We start from the raw sequence: 20,002 nt of genomic DNA, 5'->3' as shown, positions 1-20,002 counted from the left end.
CCCCGCACTCCTTTTTTTGGGAGTGCGGGGTTTTTTATGCCTGCTACCGGTTGGAAAAGGCACACAGCCCTCGGGCGGACGCGGCGCCGACCACCCAACCCGGCGCCCCCCACAGGGCCGTTCAGCCACTGCAAACCCAGCCCCGCCCACAGGCTTTTGCAGCGGCCGATACTCTGCGCCACACAGGCCCGGCAATGGCTGCCTGGCTGTGAAACGGGGAGCACAGGACCATGCCAACACCGCGCCACGCAGTCATCGCCACCCTGGCGTTCTGGGCCCTGGCCGCATCTGCCCAGACCCCAGCGCCCGTGGTGCTGGACGACCTGCACGGCCTGCGCATCGACAAGACCGAAGTCACCATCGCCCAGTTTGCGCGCTACGCGCGGGCCACCGGCACCACCACCCGTGCCGAGCGCGAAGGCGGCGGTTTTGAATACGTGGGCGGCTGGCAGCGCCGCGCGGGCTGGACCTGGCAGCGCCCCGACGGCTCACCGCCCGACACCGACCAGTTGCCCGCCGTGCACCTCACCCACACCGAGGCCCAGGCGTACTGCCAATGGGCCGGCGGCCGCCTGCCCACCGCCGCCGAGTGGCGCACCGCCGGCTTTACCGAGCTGCGCAGCCAACCACCCACGCCCTGGGTGCGTGGCACCACCTACCCCTGGACCACGGGCCACAGCCCGCAGGGCGCCAACACCAGCGACCCCGACCCCTGGCCCCGCGCCGCGCCCGTCAACGCCACTGTGGCCGGAGTGAACGGCCTGCACGACATGGGCGCCAATGTGTGGGAATGGGCGGCCGATGCGCGTGGCGACGAGCGGCGCACGATGGGCGGATCCTGGTGGTATCCCGCCTCGCAAATGCGCGCGGATGTCGAGGCCTGGAAGCCTGCGGACTTCTATGCGGTGTACATCGGCTTTCGCTGCGTGTACGACCCGGTGAAACAGCGCTGAGAACCCGTACTGTGCGGGTGCGAACTCAGTGCCCGCCGAACCTCGCTACCTGCCGCAGCCCGCCCGTAAGGCCCCACAGCGATACGCACCAGCCGTCACACCCCTCAGACACCACAAGGCCCGGCAGGTCGTTGCCGTCGATGTCCACGTAGCTGTCGGGCTTGCCGGGCACCTCGCCCATGTAGGCGTAGCCGCTACTGCCACGCACAAAAACATGGTGCCGCTGGGCTCCGTAAAAAGCGTCCGGGTCGCGCACCACCCTGCCAGGCACCACCACGGTGGTGCGTGCGCCCTGGGGCTGCTGAATCGTGCGTGCAGCACCCCATTGGAGCTGGCGGCGCAGCGCGACAAACCGGCGGTCGTCCGACTGCACGAACGACTGCAGTGCGCCAAGCTGCTCGGCGTCGGGTTTGGCAACCAGCCACTGGGGCGTGCGCGGCGGCGTGAGGGCGAAGAGCCGGTACTGCGGGTTGTCTGTCTGGGGCCTGGGCCCCTGCACGGTCAGGGCTGCGGCGTAGGGTTCTTCCTGCCCGGCAGACTTCGGCGGCAGTTCTGCCTTGCACTGGTAGCGGGTGCCTGATTGCAGCGCAAATACCGGCGTACGGGCATTGCAGTGCCGCACCAGTTGCTGCAGGTGCGCGGGGTTCTCAAAGTGTGCCCACACCGGGCCATCGTCGGGCGACAGCCAGGCAAAGAACAGTCCGGGCCGCTGACTGGAGCTCTCCTTCTCCTCGCCCGCCCAGGCAAGGGGCACGCAGGCCAGCGCAATGATGAGGGCGAGGCATTGCCGGGGCAGCATGGGCGGGGCACTCCTGACATGGGGGACGGTGGGTAACTGCCACCTTTGGTGGCCGCAGGTCTTCAACGCCACGCCATTGTGCCGCCCTGTGCAGTCTTCCAAAAGCAAAAAGGACCCCGATGCCCATGGCACCGGGGGCCTGTGTCCAAGCAGCAAAGATCGCGATGGTTACACGTTCATGATCGACACCAGGCGCGTGTTCAGGTGCGCCTCGATGGCCTCCGGGCCACCCTCTGAGCCGTAGCCCGAATCCTTCAGGCCGCCAAAGGGCAGCTCGGCCGCAGGGGCGGCGGCCTGGTTGATCCAGAGCATGCCCACTTCCAGGCGCTGGGCCAGCAGGTGTGCGTTCTTCAGCGACGAGGTGAACGCATAACCCGCCAAGCCAAACGGTAGGCGGTTGGCTTCGGCTATGGCGTCTTCAATCTTCTCAAACCCGCGAATCGCGGCCACGGGGCCAAAGGGCTCTTCGTTCACGATGCGGGCCGACAGGGGCACATCGTTCAGCACGGTGGGCTGGAAGAAGTTGCCCTCGGTGCCGATGCGCTCGCCACCGGTCAGCACCTTGGCGCCCTGCTGCACCGCGTCAGCCAGCAAGTCGGCCATGGCGGTGATGCGGCGCGGGTTGGCCAGCGGGCCCATCTGCGTACCAGCCGTGAGGCCGTCACCCACCTTCAGGCCCTGGGCGTACTTGGCAAACGCTGCCGCAAAGTCGGCGCGGATGCTTTCGTGCACCAGATAGCGCGTGGGCGAGATGCAGACCTGGCCCGCGTTGCGGAACTTGGCACCGCTGCCGATCTTGATGGCCAGCTCCAGGTCGGCGTCTTCCGCCACGATCACCGGTGCGTGGCCGCCCAGTTCCATCGTCACGCGCTTCATGTGCTTGCCGGCCAATGCCGCCAGCTGCTTGCCCACGGGCGTGGAGCCGGTGAACGTGACCTTGCGGATGATGGGGTGCGGAATCAGGTAGTTGGAGATTTCAGCAGGGTCGCCATAGACCAGGCCCACGGTGCCTGCGGGCACGCCCGCATCGGCAAACGCACGGATCAGCTCGGCGGGGCTGGCCGGGGTTTCTTCAGGTGCCTTGACCAGGATGGAGCAGCCCGCGCCCAGCGCGGCGGCCAGTTTGCGCACGACCTGGTTGATGGGGAAGTTCCACGGCGTGAACGCAGCCACGGGGCCCACCGGGTCCTTCAGCACCATCTGCGTGGCCTTGAGGTTGCGCGAAGGCACGATGCGGCCGTACACACGCAGCGACTCGTCGGCAAACCATTCGATGATGTCGGCGGAGGCCATGGTCTCGACCTTGGCCTCGGCCAGGGGCTTGCCCTGCTCTTGCACCATGATGGCGGCGATGGCCTCGGCACGCTCGCGCATCAGTGCGGCGGCGCGGCGCATGGTCTTGGCGCGCTCGGCGGCGGGCATGTCGCGCCAGGCTTCAAAGCCCTTTTGTGCGGCGTCCAGCGCGCGGTCCAGGTCCACCTTGGTGGCATGGGCCACACGGCCGATTTCTTTGCCCGTGGCGGGGTTGAACACGGCAAGGGTCTTGCCTTCGGCGGCGTCTTGCCACTGGCCTGCGATGAAGAGCTGGGTGTTGGGATAGGTCATGAGCGTTGGTTGGTCAGCCAATGTGGTGAAAAAATCAAAAAAACGACTATACGCCTGCGATGATGGCTGTGTATTTCAAGGAGATTGCATGCGAGAAGTAGTCCAAAGCCTCGAAGAGTCGCGCATCCGCGAAGTGGCCAACGAAGGCCTGGGACGCAGCGATGTGCTGAAGTTCTGGTTTGGCGAGAGCGACGAGGTGACGCCCGATTTCATCCGCGAGGCGGCCATTGCGTCGCTGCAGGACGGCGAGACCTTTTACGCCCACAACCTGGGCCTGCCCGAACTGCGCCACGCCATAGCGGGCTATATGCACGGCCTGCACCCGCAGCAGCACACCGATGCATGGTTCGACCGCATCGCCGTCACATCGGGCGGCGTGAACGGCCTGATGGTGGCCGTGCAGGCGCTGGTGGACGCGGGCGACGAGGTGGTGCTGGTCACGCCCGTGTGGCCCAACCTGGTGGCGCAGCCACGCATTCTGGGTGCGCAGGTGCGCACCGTGCCGCTGGTGGCCGACGCACAGGGCGCTTGGCGCCTGGACATGGACGCACTGCTCGGTGCCATCACGCCCGGCACGCGCCTGCTGGTCGTCAACGCCCCCAACAACCCCACGGGCTGGACGCTGACGCGCGAGGAGCAAGCCACCATCCTGGCGCACTGCCGCCGCACGGGCACGTGGATTTTGGCGGACGAGGTGTACGAGCGGCTCTACTACGCGGGCGACACGGCCAACGGCGCCGCGCCCAGCTTTCTGGACGTGGCAGAGCCCGAGGACCGGCTGATCGTGACGCACAGCTTTTCCAAGAGCTTTTTGATGACCGGCTGGCGCCTTGGGTGGCTGGTGCTGCCGCCATCGCTGACGCATGCCGTCGGCAAGCTGATCGAGTTCAACACCTCGTGCGCACCAGTGTTTGTGCAGCGCGGGGCCACGGTGGCGCTGCAGCGCACGGAGGAGGTGACGCCTGCGCTGGTGGCGCATCTGAAGACCTGCCGGGACACGCTGGTGCCGTTGCTGGCCGATGTGCCGGGGGTGTCGGTGGCCACGCCGCGTGGGGGGATGTATGCGTTTTTCCGCATCGACGGGCATGACGACTGCCTGACGCTGGCCAAGGGGCTGGTGCGGGAGGCGGGGCTGGGGTTGGCGCCGGGCAGTGCGTTTGGGGGGGAGGCGTCGGGGTGGTTGCGGTGGTGTTTTGCGAGTCGGGATGTGGGGAGGTTGGAGGAAGGGGTGGGGAGGTTGAGGGGGTGGTTGAAGGGGTGAGCGGGGGTTTTTGAGCCTTTTGGGCCGCAAGCGCTAGTGGGATATGCGCTGGTAGCTATTATTTTTGAAGCAATCTCTCGCATTAGAGCATCAGAGGTTGGTGTGCTGCTTTAGCACCATGCCTGGGCTGAAGACGGAGGCCGGGAGTCGCCCGGCAGGCGAGTCCCTTTCTTTCGCGTCGCCGAAAGAAAGGGCGACCCCACTGTCTGCGTCCCCTGCGCTTCGCTACGGGGCAACCTGCGGTGCTCGGGTTTGGCGGGGTCTCGCTCGAACTCGCTGCGCTCAGACAATCGCGAGCCCTGATCCGCCAAACCCTGCGCTCCTCGGCGCATCCAGAGGGGCGAAGGGAGCAGAACATCCACACGGGCCTTTGCTTCGCTCGGCCCCACCTCGCGGGCGCAAGCGCCACGTGCTGCGCAACTTGAGCCGAGCGCAGCGATGGCCCGAATGGATGTCCGGCTGTTTGGATGTTCTGCTCCCACCCCTGCTGGCTGCGCCTGCGGCGGGGCGGTTGCGGGGTGAGCATGGGCGTCGAAGCGCCCATGCCTCGTGAACTGACTAGCCGTGGATGTCTGAACGAAGCTGCAACGCAGCGCAGTGAGTTCCACGGCGCACCCCGCAACCGACACGACGCAGGTTTGCCCCTTCGCACAGCGAAGGGGTCGCAGACTGGGGGTCGCCTTTTCTTTGGTGACTTTCTTTTGGCGAAGCAAAAGAAAGTTACTCGCACGCCGGGCGACTCCCGGCCTCCACCCTCAACAAAGACACACCACCCAATCAGCGCAGTCAACCAAGCGCTACAAAATCAATAGCTACCAGCGCATATCCCACTAGCGCAAGCAGCCAAATTCTGGCTCTTCTAGCGAATAGTAGTGATGGAAATCGCTGTACGTCTGTAGACGGTGATTTCGACGTACGACATTTGTCGAGTGCATCACTAGCATTCGCTAGAAGAGCCCAAATTCGCAAAAAACTACTGCGACACAACAGCCATCTTCACCGCAGGCTGATCCCCCCACCCTCCCCCAAGCGCCCGAATCAACCCCACCGTCGCCACATACTGCGCCGTCCGCACCTGCAACTCCTGCCGCCGATTGCGCAACTCGCTGCGCCGCGCGTCCAGCAGCTCCAGCTGGCTCACCAGCCCATTGCGATACCGCACATCCGACAACTGCGTAGCCCGCCGCGCGGCCGTCACCGCCCGCCCCTGCGCCTCGGCTTGGCCGGAGAGCAAACGCAACGAGGTCAGCTGATCCTCCACGTCACGGAACGCATTGAGCACCTGCCCCCGGTGGTCCGCCAGCGCAGCCTCCAGGCGCGCCTTGGCGCCTTCGATCTGCGCATCGCGCTGGCCGCCGTCAAAGATCGGCAGCGACAGCAGCGCACTCACACCCCAGGCTCGGGCCGACCACTTGAACAGATCGCCCAACTCGGGCGACGCATGCCCCGCATTGCCGGTGAGCGTGACGGCCGGGAACCACGCCTTCTGCGCCACACCCACACGGGCTTGCGCGGCCAGCACAGCGGCTTGCGCAGCCGACACATCAGGACGACGCGCCAGCACCGTGCCGGGCACGCCCGGTGGGATCACGGGCAACGCAGCATCGCCCGTCGCTGGCGGCAGCACGAAGCCGCTGGCCACCTCGCCCACCAGCACGGCCAGCGCGTTGGTGAGCAGGGCCTGCTGGCGCTGCAAGGCCAGCGCGTCGGACTCGGTGGCGGCTACCTCGGTCTGCACACGGGCCACGTCCAGCTCGGCCACATCGCCGGCCTGCAGGCGGCTCTGCGTTAGGCGCAGGGTGTCCTGGTACGCGGCCAGGCTCTCTTGCACCAGCACCTGCTCGGCCTGCACGGAGCGTAGCTGCAGGTACGTTTGCGCCACATCGGCCTGCACCATCAGGCGCGTGCTTTGCAGCAAGGCTTCGCGCGCATCCGCATCCAGACGCGCGGCGTCGCTGGTTTGCGACAGGCGGCCAAACAGGTCCAGTTCGTACGAGGCATTGAGCCCCGCCGTGCCCAGCGTGGCGGGCGCTGCGCTGCCCGTGGTGGCAGCGCCTGCCTGTCGCGTCACGCCCGCCGAGGCGCCCACCTGCACCGAGCGCGCGGCATCGGCAGAGCGCAGCAGCGAGCGCGCCTCGGCCAGCCGTGCTGCCGCCTGCTGGATGCTGGTGTTGGCCGTGCCCGCGCGCTGCACCAGGTCGGCCAGCACCGGGTCTTGAAAGCCCAGCCACCACTCGCCGCGCGGCTGCGCCTCAGCGGGGGCGGCCACCGTCCAGGGGGCGGTGGGCAACGCGTCGCCCCCCGCCGTGAAGCTGGCGGGCACGGGCACACCCGCATGCGGCGCGGGGGCCACGGGCTGGGTCATGCAACCGGCCAGCACCAGGGCGGCGGCCAGGGGCGCAAGCAGGCTGCGCTTGCGCACTGCGAGGGCTCCATCGGTGGAGTTCTTTGTCAAAAGCAAATCGGTCATGGTTGTTCTCCTGCCCCGGCCACTGCGCCCGCTGCGTTCGGCGGCACGGAGCACATGGCGAGGGCCACAAAGATGTTTTTTGTCACCGTGGTCAGAAGCATCACTCGTGCTCCTTGCGCGGCGCGGCCAGCACGGGGTGGGCCGTGCCACCAGAACCCGGGGCGTGCGAGATGGGCGCCACATGCGCACCATGCTCCACCAGGGGGCGGTTGCCCGCCAGCTTGCGCAGCAGCACGTAGAACACGGGTGTGAGGAACAGGCCAAAGGCCGTCACCCCGATCATCCCGGCGAACACCGCCACACCCATGGCGCTGCGCATTTCGGCGCCCGCGCCGGTGGACAGCACCAGGGGCAGCACACCCATCACGAAGGCCAGCGAGGTCATCAGGATGGGGCGCAGCCGCAGGCGGCTGGCCTCGATGGCAGCCTGCACAGGGGTGCGGCCGGCAAACTCCAGCTCACGCGCAAACTCCACGATCAGGATCGCGTTCTTGGCCGACAGCCCCACCAGCACGATGAGCCCGATCTGCGTGAACACGTTGTTGTCGCCCTTGGTGAGCCACACGCCCGTCATCGCGGCCAGGATGCCCATGGGCACGATCAGGATGATGGCGATGGGCAGCGTCAGGCTTTCATACTGCGCGGCCAGCACCAGGAACACCAGCAGGATGGCCAGCGGGAACACCAGCACCGCGGAGTTGCCGGCCAGGATTTCCTGGTAGGTCAGCTCGGTCCACTCGAACGTAATGCCCTGGGGCAGCGTCTCCTTGGCGATGCGCTCGATGGCGGCCTGCGCCTGGCCCGACGAGTAGCCGGGCGCGGGGCCGCCATTGATGTCCGCGGCCAGATAGCCGTTGTAGCGCATGGCACGCTCCGGGCCAAAGCTCGGCTCCATCTTCATCAGCGCCGACAGGGGCACCATCTCGCCGGTGGCAGAGCGCACCTTGAGCAGGCCCACGTCCTCGGCCCGCGCACGGTAGGCTGCATCGGCCTGCACGCGCACGCTGTAGGTGCGGCCAAACTGGTTGAAGTCGTTGGCGTAGAGGCTGCCCAGGTAGATCTGCAGCGTGTCGAAGATGTCCGTCACCGGCACACCCAGCTGGCGCGCCTTGGTGCGGTCGATGTTGGCGTACAGCTGCGGCACGTTGACCTGCCAGCTGGTGAACAGGCCCGCCAGCTCGGGCGTCTGGTACGCCTTGGCCATGAAGGCCTTCACGGCGTTGTCCATGGCTTCGTAGCCGAGCGATGCACGGTCTTCGATCTGCAGCTTGAAGCCGCCCGTGGTGCCCAGGCCTGCCACCGGCGGTGGCGGGAACATGGCGATGAACGCGTCCTGGATGCTGCCGAAGGCCTGGTTCAGCTGGCCCGCCACGGCGCCGCCGCTCTGGTCGGCGCGGGTGCGCTCGGCAAAGGGCTTGAGCGTGGCGAACACGATGCCGGAGTTCGAACTGTTGGTGAAGCCGTTGATCGACAGGCCGGGGAAGGCAATCGCGTCCTCGACGTTCGGGTTCTCCTTCATGATCTCGCCCATGCGGCGGATCACGTTCTCGGTGCGGTCCAGCGTGGCGCCATCGGGCAGCTGCGCAAAGCCGATCAGGTACTGCTTGTCCTGCGCGGGCACGAAGCCGCCGGGCACGATCTTGAACAGGCCCATGGTGGCACCCACCAGCGCAAGGTAGATCACGAACATCAGCGCCTTGCGGCCGATGACGCGCTTGACACCACCGCTATACGCTTCAGAGCCTCGATGGAACATGCGGTTGAAGCCACGGAACAGGCCGCCAAACACCTTGTCCATGCCGCGCGTGAGCGCGTCCTTGGGCTCGTCGTGGCCCTTGAGCAGCAAGGCGCTCAGCGCGGGCGACAACGTCAGCGAGTTGATCGCCGAGATGACGGTGGAGATCGCAATCGTCACCGCGAACTGGCGGTAGAACTGGCCGGTGAGCCCGCTGATGAAAGCCAGCGGCACGAACACCGCCACCAGCACCAGCGCAATGGCGATGATGGGGCCGGACACCTCGCGCATGGCGCGGTAGGTGGCCTCGCGCGGGGTCAGGCCCGCCTCGATGTTGCGCTCCACGTTCTCCACCACCACGATGGCGTCGTCCACCACGATGCCGATGGCCAGCACCAGGCCGAACAGGCTCAATGCATTGATCGAGAAGCCCAGCAGGTGCAGCACGGCAAACGTACCCACCACCGACACCGGTACGGCCAGCAGCGGAATGATGGAGGCGCGCCAGGTCTGCAGGAACAGGATCACCACCAGCACCACCAGCGCGATGGCTTCGAGCAGCGTGTGGATCACGGACTGGATGGACGCACGCACGAACTGCGTGGGGTCGTACGCAATGCGGTACTCCACGCCTTCGGGCATGTTCTTCTGGATCTCGTCCATGGTCTTGCGCACATTGGCTGAGATGTCGAGCGCGTTGGAGCCCGGCGCCTGGAACACGCCCATGCCGACGGCCGGGTCGTTGTTGAGCAGCGAGCGCAGCGAGTAGTCGGCAGCGCCCAGCTCCAGGCGGGCGATGTCGCGCAGTCGGGTCACTGCACCATCAGCACCAGTCTTGACGATGATGTCGCCGAACTCTTCTTCGGTCTGCAGGCGGCCCTGTGCGTTGATGGACAGTTGCAAGTCCACGCCGGGCAGGCCCGGCGATGCGCCCACCACACCGGCGGCGGCCTGCACGTTCTGGCCGCGGATGGCCGTGACCACATCGCTGGCCGAGAGGCCGCGCTGCGCGACCTTCTGCGGGTCCAGCCACACACGCATGGAGTAGTCGCCACCGCCAAAGATTTGCACCTGGCCCACGCCCTGGATGCGCGCGAGGCGATCCTTCACGTTGAGCACGGCGTAGTTGCGCAGGTAGTCGATGTCGTAGCGGTTGTTGGGCGAGACCAGGTGGACCACCATGGTCAGGTCCGGCGCGCTCTTGACGGTCGTGACGCCCAGGCGGCGCACTTCCTCGGGCAGGCGCGGCTCGGCCTGCGAAACGCGGTTTTGCACCAGCTGCTGGGCCTTGTCGGGGTCGGTGCCCAGGGCAAAGGTCACTGTCAGCGTCATCACGCCGTCGGTGGTGGCCTGGCTGCCCATGTAGAGCATGCCTTCCACGCCGTTGATGGACTCCTCCAGCGGCGTGGCGACGGTCTCGGCGATCACCTTGGGGTTGGCGCCCGGGTACTGTGCGCGCACCACCACGGAGGGTGGCGCGACTTCAGGGTACTCGGAGATGGGCAGACCGCGCAATGCGATGAGCCCCCCGAGGAAGATGAGCACCGACAGCACCCCGGCAAAGATGGGGCGGTCGATGAAAAAGCGGGACAGGTTCATGGATGCAAATTCCTTGCGTCGCTGTTTCGCACGCTCAGGCGGCGGGCGACTTGCTGTTGTTCTTGGCTTCCTTGCGATCACCCGCAATCTCGGCCTTGGCGGTCATGGGCACGGGCTGGGGTGCGACCACGGCACCGGGGCGCACGCGTTGCAGGCCGTTGACGACGATGTTCTCGCCCGCCTTGAGGCCCGAGGTGACCACGCGCAGGCCGTCAATCGGCGCGCCCAGGGTGACCTCGCGGTACTCGGCCTTGTTGCCCTCGCCCACCACCATCACGAACTTCTTGTTCTGGTCGGTGCCCACGGCACGCTCGTTGATCAGCAGCGCCTGCGTGTTGCGGGCCTGACCCATGCGGATTCGGGCGAACTGGCCGGGGATCAGCGAGCCGTCTTCGTTGTCGAACACGGCGCGCACGCGCACGGTGCCACTCTTGGCATCGACCTGGTTGTCGATGAGCTGCAAGCGACCGGCATAGGGCGTACCACCACTGGTGCCCGTGCCCATCTGCACGGGGATGCGCTCGATGAGCTGGCGGGCGCTGTGGCCCTTGGAGCCGCTTTGCAGGTCTGCCAGCGCCTTCACCACGATCTGCTCGTCGGTATCGAAGCTCGCATAGATCGGGCTCACGGACACCAGCGTGGTTAGCACCGGGGCGCCCGCACCGGCCGCCACCAGGTTGCCCACGGTGACTTCGATGCGGCCCACACGGCCCGCCACGGGGGCGCGCACCTGGGTGTACGAGAGGTTCAGCTTGGCGGTCTGCAGCGCAGCCTGGGCAGCACGCAGGTTGGCATCGGCCTCGCGCTGGGCGTTCAGACGCTCGTCGTGCTCGCGCTGGGCAATGGCCTTTTCTTCAAGCAGGCGCGTGGCGCGCTCCAGCTCGCTGCGGGTGTACGACAGGCGGGCCTGTGCGGCCACCACCTGGGCTTCGGCGCGGTCCACCTCGGCGGCGTAGGGGGCGGGGTCCACGGTCACCAGCAGGTCGCCCTGCTTGACCAGCGAGCCTTCGCGGAAGTGCACAGCCTGCACCGCGCCCGAGACGCGGGGGCGTACGTCCACGCGCTGCACGGCTTCGAGCCGGCCCGAGAACTCGTCCCACAGGGCGATGTCTTTTTGCAGCACGGCAGCCACCGACACCGGCATGGCAGGGGGTGCGGCGGGGGCGCTATCTGCCTGAGCCACGGGTGCCTGGAACACCAGCACGGCAGCCGCCACGGTGGCCGTCACGGCCGTGGCAACGGTGGCCAGACCCAGGGGGCGGCGCTGGGAGAACTTGGAGAAGGATGGGAAGTTCATGGTCACTTTCGATCAGTAGGTGTGCCCTTGTGAAGCACGCTGTGAAACTTGTCTGCCGTGCGCTGGCGCCTGTGGGCTGCGCTCGGCAGGGGTCAATGCAAGGGGGGCGGAATGCAGTCTCGGCAATGACACGGTGGAAAGGTCAATACCCCGGCGACAAACACCAGGGCGGCCTGCGGGGCATCGTCAAAAGACGGTGCGGCTGGGTGCTCTGTGACAGTCGCCGCAGGCCGGTGTGATCTGGAATGCATGCATGGTGTGTTCTTTCCTCCGTGTTGTTTGAATGGCTCGCGTGGGCCGCAGGACGTGCGGAGCGGGTAACGCCAGGCAAGCGCTTCCCCTCCGGCACGCCGGGCCGGAAATCAAGGTTCAAAAAGGGAGTGGGGCTCGCGCAGAGCCCGCGTTTCTCTGCCTCCACGGGGGTGGAGGTCAGCAGCAGTCAGGGGTGTGAGAAGGTGTCAGGGGCCGTCGTCAGGACGGCACCGGACTTCGCGTGGCGGCAAAGAACTGCCGGAACTGCTCTTGCGCCCCCGCCGCACACGGACATTCGTGCGGGCCGGTCTGCAGCAGGGCATCGGGCCATTGCGGGTTCTTGAAGAACACATGGCGGGTGACCGGCAGGCCGGCGGCCTCCAGCCGAGCCGCGTAGGCCAGCGCCTCATCGTGCATGGGGTCGGTGTCGCCCACCAGGATCAGCGTGGGCGGCAGCCCCGCAAGGCGCTGTGCACCGGCTGGCACGGCATAGGGGTGCTCAGCGTCGCGCGGGCAGCGCAGAAAGTTGCGCCAACCCTCGGTCCACTTGCAGCCCGTGGAATCCCCCGTGGCCTCGCGCAGCGACGCGGTGCCCACGCAGGGGTCCAGCATGGGCGACAGCAGAATCTGCCCGGCCAGCGGAGGGTGCGACTGGTCGCGTGCCATCAGCGCCACGGCCGCCGCCAGGTTGCCCCCGGCTTCTTCGCCCGCCAGGTACACGGCAGCGCCCTGCCCGCCAAGCTTGGTGCGGTGCTTGTGCACCCACTTGAGCACCCCGTAGCCCGTGTCCACCGGCTGCGGAAAGGGCGTGAGCGGATACGCGACCGACACCACCACCGCCCCGGCACTCTCTAGCAGCGAGGCCACCGTGCAGCCGTTGTCCAGATCGCCCGACATGAAGGCCCCGCCATGGAAGTGCACGACCACCGGCGACGTGTGGCCGGTCTTCTTGCGGCCGTACATGCGCACCGCCACGTCCTGACCCTGGGCCACCTCAATGGTGGAATCAGTGCAGACGGACGAAGCCGCACCAGACGCCTTGGCAGGCGCCGCAGCGGGCTGCGTGGGCAAAAAGGACGAGGACGGGTGGTCGGGCTGCATGGCAGGTACCCAGTAGGTAGGTGATGAGGTGGAGGATCGGTTGACGATGGATGAAATGTAGTGGCTTGGGCTTTTCTGATAAACAGGTCAAACACCACCGCACTGTTTCCAAAAGCTCAACAATCAAACCAGGGTGCCCGTGTGAGAATTCCTCAGCACCCAATCTGGGTGCTGAAGACTCAAGGAGAAGCCATGGACCAGATTCAGGCCATGCGCATATTCGTGCGGGTGGTGGAGGCCGGCACGTTTACCCGGGCAGCAGATTCGCTGAACCTGCCCAAAGCCACGGTGACCAAGCATGTGCAGGCGCTGGAGGAGCGACTGCGCGTGAAGCTGCTCAACCGCACCACGCGCCGCGTGACGGTGACGCCCGACGGCGCAGCCTACTACGACCGCACGGTGCGGCTGCTGACCGATCTGGACGACATCGAGGCCAGCATGACCAACGCGCGCGCCAACCCGCGCGGGCGGCTGCGCATCGACGTGGGCACGTCGGTGGCCCAGTTGCTCATCATTCCGCAACTGGCGGAGTTCCATGCCCGCTACCCGGACATCCAGGTGGACCTGGGCGTGAGCGACCGCACGGTGGATCTGATCGGCGACAACGTGGACTGCGTGATCCGGGGGGGCGAGCTGAGCGACCAGTCACTGGTGGCGCGCCGCATTGGCAACCTGGAGTTCATCACCGTCGCCGTACCCGCCTACCTGGAGCGCAAGGGCACACCCACGCACCCGCTGGAGATCGAGGAGAAACACGCCAGCGTGATCTACTTCTCGCCCCAAAGCGGGCGGCACTATCCGCTGGAGTTTCGCCGGGGTGATGAGTCCATCGACATCACCGGCCCCTACCAGCTGAGCGTGAACGAGAGCAACGCCTACGTCACCTCCATCGTGGCGGGCCTGGGCATTGGCCAGATCACCAGCTGGCAAGCCCAGCGCTACCTGGACAGCGGAGCCCTGGTGCAACTGCTGCCCGACTGGACCCAGCCCCTGCTGCCCGTGTATGTGGTGTACCCACCTAACCGCCACCTCAGCGCCAAGGTGCGCGCCTTTGTGGACTGGGCGGCCGAGCTTTTTCAGCGGGAAGACCATCTGCAACGCAAAGCCTGAAACTCACTCTGGGCAGCTTTGCGTCGCCTCTCTGAGCTTGACAGGAACCGTGGCTTGGCAGGATCAGCCTTACAGTGGCGCCAGTGGGTTTCTGGCCGGTGGCACACGACGCGGGCCACATCCAGAGTCTCGACACGTTCCCTGTCTGTATGCTTGGCGCCATGAGCACCCCAGAGACCCCGCCACCGGCCCCACCGGCCAACAAGCCCGCCCAGCCGCGCAACCCCCTGCACGGCGTGACACTCGAAGCCATGGTCGTGGGCCTGGCCGATTACTTTGGCTGGGACGAGCTGGGGCGTCAGATTCCCATCCGCTGCTTCCAGATCGACCCCAGCGTGGGTTCCAGCCTCAAGTTCTTGCGCAAGACGCCGTGGGCGCGCGAAAAGGTGGAAAGCCTTTACCTCTTCATGCTGCGCGACCAGCGGCGCAACGCGCAGGACTGAACCAGTCCACGCACTACGCCGTTTTCAGGGCGCCTCTCAGTCGCCCGAGGTCACCAGAAAATCGCGGCTAATCCCGCCGCCCAGGTCGTTCACCCGGTCCAGGAACTGAGTGAGGAACGCGTGCAGGCCCGTCGCCAGGATCTCGTCGATGCGGCCGTACTGCAGGTCGGCCAGCAGGCGCCCGGCCCTGCGGCTGGTCTCGGCAGACTGACCGTTGGCGAGCACGGCCAGGTTGTCCACCACCTCGCGCAGGCACGCGTGCAATGAGCGCGGCATGTCGCGGCTCAGGATCAGCAGGTCGGCCACGCGGCCGGGCGTGATGACGTCGCGGTAGACCTTGCGGTACACCTCGAACGCCGACACGCTGCGCAGGATGGCGCTCCAGTGGTAGAAATCGCTCTCCTGGTTGCGGTCGCTGGGGCGGCCGAAGAAGTCGTTCTTCACGGCATGGAACTTCACATCGAGCAGACGCGCGGTATTGTCCGCACGCTCCAGGAAGGTGCCCATGCGCAAGAAGTGAAACGCCTCGTCCTGCAGCATGGTGCCCAGCACCACGCCGCGCGACAGGTGCGAGCGGTACTTCACCCACTCAAAGAACTGGCCCGGGTCGCGCTCGAAGGCCCCGCCCTCCAGCTGGCGATGCAGCTCCAGCCAGGTCTGGTTCTGGGTCTCCCACACCTCGGTGGTCAGCGCACCGCGCACAGCGCGTGCGTTCTCGCGCGCGGCGCGCAGGCACGACAGGATGGATGATGGGTTGTTGCCATCGCGCACCATGAATTCGAGCACGTTGGCGGGCGTGACTTCGCCGTGCTTGGCGGTGTAGGCCGGGATCAGTTCGCTGATGGACAGCAGACCTTCCCAGCCCGCCTGCGCCGCGTCGGCGGACTGCGGCAGCAGGGACATTTCATAGCTCACATTGAGCATGCGCGCGGTGTTCTCTGCCCGCTCTGTATATCGGGACATCCAGAACAGATGATCGGCTGTGCGACTTAGCATTTTTCCTCCCCGGGCAGAGAACCCCGCGCGTGCTGCGCACGCTGGCTGTGTTGTAGTGAAACCCCGCCTTCGGCGGCGTTTTCTGCTCTCTCCGTATAGCGCGACATCCAGAACAAATGGTCGGCGGTGCGGCTCAGCATCTCAGAACCCTCCTTGCGTTTGGGTCATGCCGCCCAAAGTCTGGGACTGTGTCATGGGCGCGGTGCTGCGGCCTTCGCCCAGCACCCAGGTGTCCTTGGTGCCCCCACCCTGCGACGAGTTCACCACCAGCGACCCCTCCTGCAGCGCGACGCGCGTGAGCCCACCGGCCACCATCTGCACCTCGCGGCCGCTGAGCACGAAGGGGCGCAGGTCGATGTGGCGCGGGGCAATGCCGCTTTCCACATACGTGGGGCAGCTGGAGAGGCTGAGCGTGGGCTGCGCGATGTAGCCCGAGGGGTTGGCAATCAGCGCGCGGCGGAAGTCTTCGATCTCGGCCTGCGTGGCGGCTGGGCCGATGAGCATGCCGTAGCCACCTGCGCCATGCACTTCCTTCACTACCAGGTCCTTGAGGTTGGCGAGCACATGCTGCAGGTCGTCCGGCTTGCGGCACATCCAGGTGGGCACGTTTTTCAGGATGGGCTCTTCGCCCAGGTAGAAGCGGATCATGTCCGGCACGTAGGGGTACACGGATTTATCGTCGGCCACGCCCGTGCCCACTGCGTTGCAGATGCCCACATTGCCCGCGCGGTAGGCCTCCATGAGGCCATAGCAGCCCAGGGTGGAATTGGGACGGAACACCTGCGGATCGAGGAAGTCGTCGTCCACGCGGCGGTAGATCACGTCCACCCGCTGCAGGCCGCGCGTGGTGCGCATGTAGACGAACTTGTCCTTGACGACCAGGTCCTGCCCCTCGACCAGCTCCACACCCATCTGCTGGGCCAGAAAGGCGTGCTCGAAATACGCGCTGTTGTGCATGCCGGGTGTGAGCACCACCACCGTGGGCTCGTCGGCCGTGGCCGGGGCGCTGGCGCGCAGGGTTTCGAGCAGCATGTCGGGGTAGTGCGCCACGGGCGCCACCTTGTGCAGGCTGAACAGCTCGGGGAACAGCCGCATCATCATCTTGCGGTTTTCGAGCATGTAGCTCACGCCGCTGGGCACGCGCAGGTTGTCTTCGAGCACGTAGTACTCGCCATTGCCCTGGGCATCGGGGGCGCGCACGATGTCGATGCCTGCGATGTGCGCGTAGATGTCTTGCGGCACATGCACCCCGGCCATCTCAGGGCGGTACTGCGCGTTGTTCAGGATGAGGTCGGCGGGCACGATGCCGGCGCGGATGATGTCCTGGCCGTGGTACACGTCGTGGATGAAGCGGTTGAGCGCCGTGACGCGCTGCACCAGCCCCTGCTGCATGCTGGCCCACTCGTGGGCAGGGATGATGCGGGGGATCAGGTCAAAAGGAATCAACCGCTCGTTGCCCGCGCCGCCCTCGTCCTTGGCGCCGTACACGGCAAAGGTGATGCCCACGCGCCGGAAGATCATCTCGGCTTCGGCCCTGCGGGCCTGCATCACGTCAGGGGGCTGTTTGCTCAACCACTGCGCATAGCGCTTGTAGTGTTCCCGCACGTCGCTGCCATCAAACGGCAGCATGGCGTACATCTCGTCAAATTTCTGCATGAACGGGCCTCCTGCAGTCAGGATAGCAAGTTGTGAGCCCGCCCCCGCACAACACCCCTGGCAGCGCTGCGCCATGGGCCCCGATTCAGCCGTCCCGTGGCACCATGCGGTGCTGCCAGTAGCGCTCGCCGGTGTCGCGTTCGCAGGCCACCTGGCCCGGCTGTGACGAGGACCACCGTGCGGCCCCGCAGCGCGACGACTCCACCACCGCAATCTGGCGCGCGCGGTAGCGCTGCAGCACATCTGGCGCCGGATGGCCAAAGCGGTTGCGATACCCAGTCTGCACCAAAGCGGTGCGCGGCTGCACGGCCTCCAGAAAAGCCGCCGACGACGAGGTCTTGCTGCCATGGTGTGGCACCAGCAGCACATCGGCCCGCACCGGTGCGCCACGCGCCAGCAGGGCCTGCTCCTGCGGTGCCTCGATGTCGCCCACCAGCAAGGCCGACGCGCCCTCGGTGCCTGCGGCGGAAATGCGCAGCACGCAGCTGAGCGCATTGGGGCGCGGTGGCTTGGCCGCCCCCGGTGCGTCGTCGCCAGGCAGGGGATGCAGTACCTCAAACACCACGCCATCCCATGCCCAGCGCTGGCCCGCCAGACAGGGGCGGCTGGGACGCAAGCGCTGCAGGGCGTGTTCGGCCTCGATGGAGCCGGTGAGTTTGGCGCGGGGCTGCTGGGCCAGCACGGCCGCTGCGCCGCCCGTGTGGTCCGCATCGCGATGGCTGAGCATGAGCACATCCACCTGCTCTCCCAGCGCCCGCAGCAGCGGCACCAGCACGCGGTGGCCCGCATCGCTCTCGCGGCTGAAGCGCGGCCCGGCGTCGTACAGCAGGGTGTGCGTGGCCGTGCGCACCAGCACGGCATTGCCCTGGCCAATGTCGGCGGCCAGCAGCTCAAACTGCCCCGCTTCAGGGCGCGCGGGCTGCCACCACAGCACCGGCAGCAGCAAGGGCAGCGCCAGCAAACGCAGGCGCCAGGGCAAGCGCATGGCCAACAACGCACCCCCGGCCACCGCCGCCACGCCCGCCCAGAGCGGCGCTGCCGGCAAAAACACGGCGGCCCAGGGCCACTGCGCCAGCCACTGCAGCCATGCGGTGAACGGCTGCAAGCTGAGGGCTGCTGCGCTCCACAACGGCGCCCACAGCACGCCACCCAGCGCCAGCGGCGTGACCACCAGCGTCACCCAGGGGATGGCCACCAGGTTGGCCACAAAACCCACCAGCGACACTTGGCCAAATAGCAACAAGCCCAGGGGCGTCAATGCCAGTGTCACGACCCATTGTTCACGCACCAAGGCATAAAAACGGCCTGTAGCGCTAGTATCGCTCGCCTCAGCAGCTATCGGATTGGTAGCAAACAGCACGCCCACCGCGACAAAGCTCAGCCAGAAGCCTGCCTGCGCCAACGCCCATGGGTCCAGCAACACCACGGACCCGCAGGCCAGCAGCCACACCTGGGGCCAGGGCCAGCGGCGCCCGCTCAGCTGCAGCAGCCCCACGGTGGCCAGCATGGTCACGGTACGCTGCGCGGGCACGCCCCAGCCGCTGAACAGCGCGTAGGCCGTGGCCAGCAGCACACCCGACACCAGCGCGGCAGACTGCGCTGGCACCGCCAGGCTCAGCCGGGGCGAGCGCCGCCACAGTGCCCTCACCACCAACGCTGCCAGCCAGGCAAACAGCGTGATGTGCAGGCCCGAAATACTCATGAGGTGGGCCACCCCGGTGGCGCGGAACACATCCCAGTCCGCACGGTCGATGGCGCGCTGGTCCCCCGTGACCAGTGCCGCCACCACGCCTGCAGTGCGTGTACGGGTGGTGTCGATGGAGTCATTGCCCGCCCCGTCTTGTCCAAACACCAGACGCTCCATGATGGCGTCCCGCACCCGCTGGCGCAGTTGCTCCACCGGGACCTGCCAGGTGGCGGCTACACGCACCGGTGGCTCGTCCTTGGGGCCCGCGCGCACATAGCCTGTGGCCTGTACGCCCTGCTCCCACATCCACAGCTCGTAGTCAAAGCCGTGCGGGTTGCGCAGGCCATGGGGCGCCTTCAGGCGCACGGTGATCTGCCACCGCTCGCCCGCCCGCACAGGCGCGGGCTGGCGTTGCAGGTCCAGCACCTCGCCACCACTGCCAAAGGCGCCGCCGTACCAGGCCACGTCGATCTGCGGCGGCATGGTCACGGGTGAGCCTTGCAGCGTTGCGGACTCCACCGCCATGCGCCAGCGGGTGCCTGCCTCGTTGACCTGCGGCATGGCGGCCACCACGCCGGTGATGCGCAGATCCTTGCCCTCCAGTGCGGCAGGCAACGCCTGGGCCTGATAGGCCACGGCCCGCAGGCCGGTGCCACCAAACATGGCCAGCGCGCCCGCCAGCCACATCAGCCAGGGCGCCATGGCGATCACACTGCGAGCCCGGCGCAGCCCGGGGTGCCGCCGCGCGGCCGCCACCGCACCACCGCCCAGCAGCAGGCCAGCTGTCAACAACCACCCGTAGGCCGCAGCAGACCACAGCGCGGGCTGCTGCAGTTGCAGCGCTGCCCCGGCCACCACGCCCAGCAACACAGCAGGCAGCAGCCACGGACGCGGGGGCAACGGGCCCTCCACCCCCTGGCCTGTGGCGGACAGTGGCGCGGCATTAGGGGCGCTTATGGTGGACATGCACTGATGCTAATGCGCCGCCAGGGCCTGCCCTGTCGGCGCAATGGTGAGGCGCTGTGTAACACTTACCGC

The 20,002-nt window shown here is 67.0% G+C and carries 14 protein-coding genes; 4 read left to right on the top strand and 10 right to left on the bottom strand.

Features of this window, described 5'->3' with window-relative positions; all coding sequences use genetic code 11:
* Window positions 1–230: 230 nt before the first annotated feature.
* Entirely contained in the window at window positions 231–953 is a 723-nt protein-coding gene (locus ACODSU_RS10050; RefSeq protein ID WP_015013362.1) for a formylglycine-generating enzyme family protein, read from the top strand.
* Window positions 954–978: 25 nt separating this feature from the next.
* Here the strand turns inward: ACODSU_RS10050 and ACODSU_RS10045 are convergent, their stop codons facing one another.
* Both ACODSU_RS10045 and ACODSU_RS10040 read right to left on the bottom strand, forming a co-directional pair.
* Window positions 979–1,752, bottom strand: coding sequence for a hypothetical protein (locus ACODSU_RS10045; RefSeq protein ID WP_488842079.1), 774 nt, complete (start codon window positions 1,750–1,752; stop codon window positions 979–981).
* Between the two features lie 168 nt (window positions 1,753–1,920).
* A complete protein-coding gene (locus tag ACODSU_RS10040) occupies window positions 1,921–3,357 on the bottom strand; it encodes an NAD-dependent succinate-semialdehyde dehydrogenase (RefSeq protein ID WP_295940223.1) in 1,437 nt (478 codons plus the stop codon).
* Window positions 3,358–3,445: 88 nt separating this feature from the next.
* Here ACODSU_RS10040 and ACODSU_RS10035 point away from each other — a divergent pair, with 88 nt between their 5' ends.
* Entirely contained in the window at window positions 3,446–4,618 is a 1,173-nt protein-coding gene (locus ACODSU_RS10035) for a pyridoxal phosphate-dependent aminotransferase (protein WP_488842077.1), read from the top strand.
* Window positions 4,619–5,591: 973 nt separating this feature from the next.
* Here ACODSU_RS10035 and ACODSU_RS10030 read toward each other — a convergent pair.
* From ACODSU_RS10030 to ACODSU_RS10015, 4 genes are all read right to left on the bottom strand, one after another.
* Entirely contained in the window at window positions 5,592–7,088 is a 1,497-nt protein-coding gene (locus ACODSU_RS10030) for an efflux transporter outer membrane subunit (protein ID WP_488842075.1), read from the bottom strand.
* 100 nt (window positions 7,089–7,188) lie between these two features.
* On the bottom strand, window positions 7,189–10,422 hold the full coding sequence (locus ACODSU_RS10025; RefSeq protein WP_488842073.1) for an efflux RND transporter permease subunit: 3,234 nt from the start codon (window positions 10,420–10,422) through the stop codon (window positions 7,189–7,191).
* A gap of 34 nt (window positions 10,423–10,456) precedes the next feature.
* Window positions 10,457–11,719: an efflux RND transporter periplasmic adaptor subunit gene (locus ACODSU_RS10020; protein ID WP_488842071.1), complete on the bottom strand. Its 1,263-nt coding sequence runs from the start codon at window positions 11,717–11,719 to the stop codon at window positions 10,457–10,459.
* Window positions 11,720–12,190: 471 nt separating this feature from the next.
* On the bottom strand, window positions 12,191–13,072 hold the full coding sequence (locus tag ACODSU_RS10015; protein ID WP_488842069.1) for an alpha/beta hydrolase: 882 nt from the start codon (window positions 13,070–13,072) through the stop codon (window positions 12,191–12,193).
* 192 nt (window positions 13,073–13,264) lie between these two features.
* On the opposite strand from ACODSU_RS10015, the gene ACODSU_RS10010 reads away from it, so the two are divergent.
* Both ACODSU_RS10010 and ACODSU_RS10005 read left to right on the top strand, forming a co-directional pair.
* Window positions 13,265–14,182 carry a LysR family transcriptional regulator gene (locus tag ACODSU_RS10010; protein WP_488842067.1) on the top strand — a complete coding sequence of 306 codons (918 nt, stop codon included), beginning with the start codon at window positions 13,265–13,267 and terminating at the stop codon, window positions 14,180–14,182.
* A gap of 161 nt (window positions 14,183–14,343) precedes the next feature.
* A complete protein-coding gene (locus tag ACODSU_RS10005; RefSeq protein ID WP_209817070.1) occupies window positions 14,344–14,625 on the top strand; it encodes a VF530 family protein in 282 nt (93 codons plus the stop codon).
* Between the two features lie 36 nt (window positions 14,626–14,661).
* On the opposite strand, the gene ACODSU_RS10000 is transcribed toward ACODSU_RS10005, so the two are convergent.
* The 4 genes from ACODSU_RS10000 to ACODSU_RS09985 all read right to left on the bottom strand — a co-directional run bounded on the left by ACODSU_RS10000 (window position 14,662) and on the right by ACODSU_RS09985 (window position 19,930).
* Window positions 14,662–15,621 carry an alpha-E domain-containing protein gene (locus ACODSU_RS10000; protein ID WP_060986406.1) on the bottom strand — a complete coding sequence of 320 codons (960 nt, stop codon included), beginning with the start codon at window positions 15,619–15,621 and terminating at the stop codon, window positions 14,662–14,664.
* The gene (locus ACODSU_RS09995) at window positions 15,615–15,761 is read right to left on the bottom strand and encodes an alpha-E domain-containing protein (RefSeq protein WP_082753467.1); all 147 of its coding nucleotides are present in this window, start codon (window positions 15,759–15,761) and stop codon (window positions 15,615–15,617) included. Before ACODSU_RS09995 ends, ACODSU_RS10000 begins: the two co-directional genes overlap by 7 nt.
* 1 nt (window position 15,762) lies before the next feature.
* A complete protein-coding gene (locus tag ACODSU_RS09990) occupies window positions 15,763–17,277 on the bottom strand; it encodes a circularly permuted type 2 ATP-grasp protein (RefSeq protein ID WP_488842064.1) in 1,515 nt (504 codons plus the stop codon).
* Between the two features lie 85 nt (window positions 17,278–17,362).
* Window positions 17,363–19,930, bottom strand: coding sequence for a DNA internalization-related competence protein ComEC/Rec2 (locus ACODSU_RS09985; RefSeq protein ID WP_488842062.1), 2,568 nt, complete (start codon window positions 19,928–19,930; stop codon window positions 17,363–17,365).
* Window positions 19,931–20,002: the final 72 nt, after the last annotated feature.

It is taken from the genome of Acidovorax sp. FG48 (assembly GCF_057809085.1).
The sequence above is the reverse complement of the archived record's forward strand: the minus strand, read 5'-3'. Positions and strand labels throughout refer to the sequence as shown.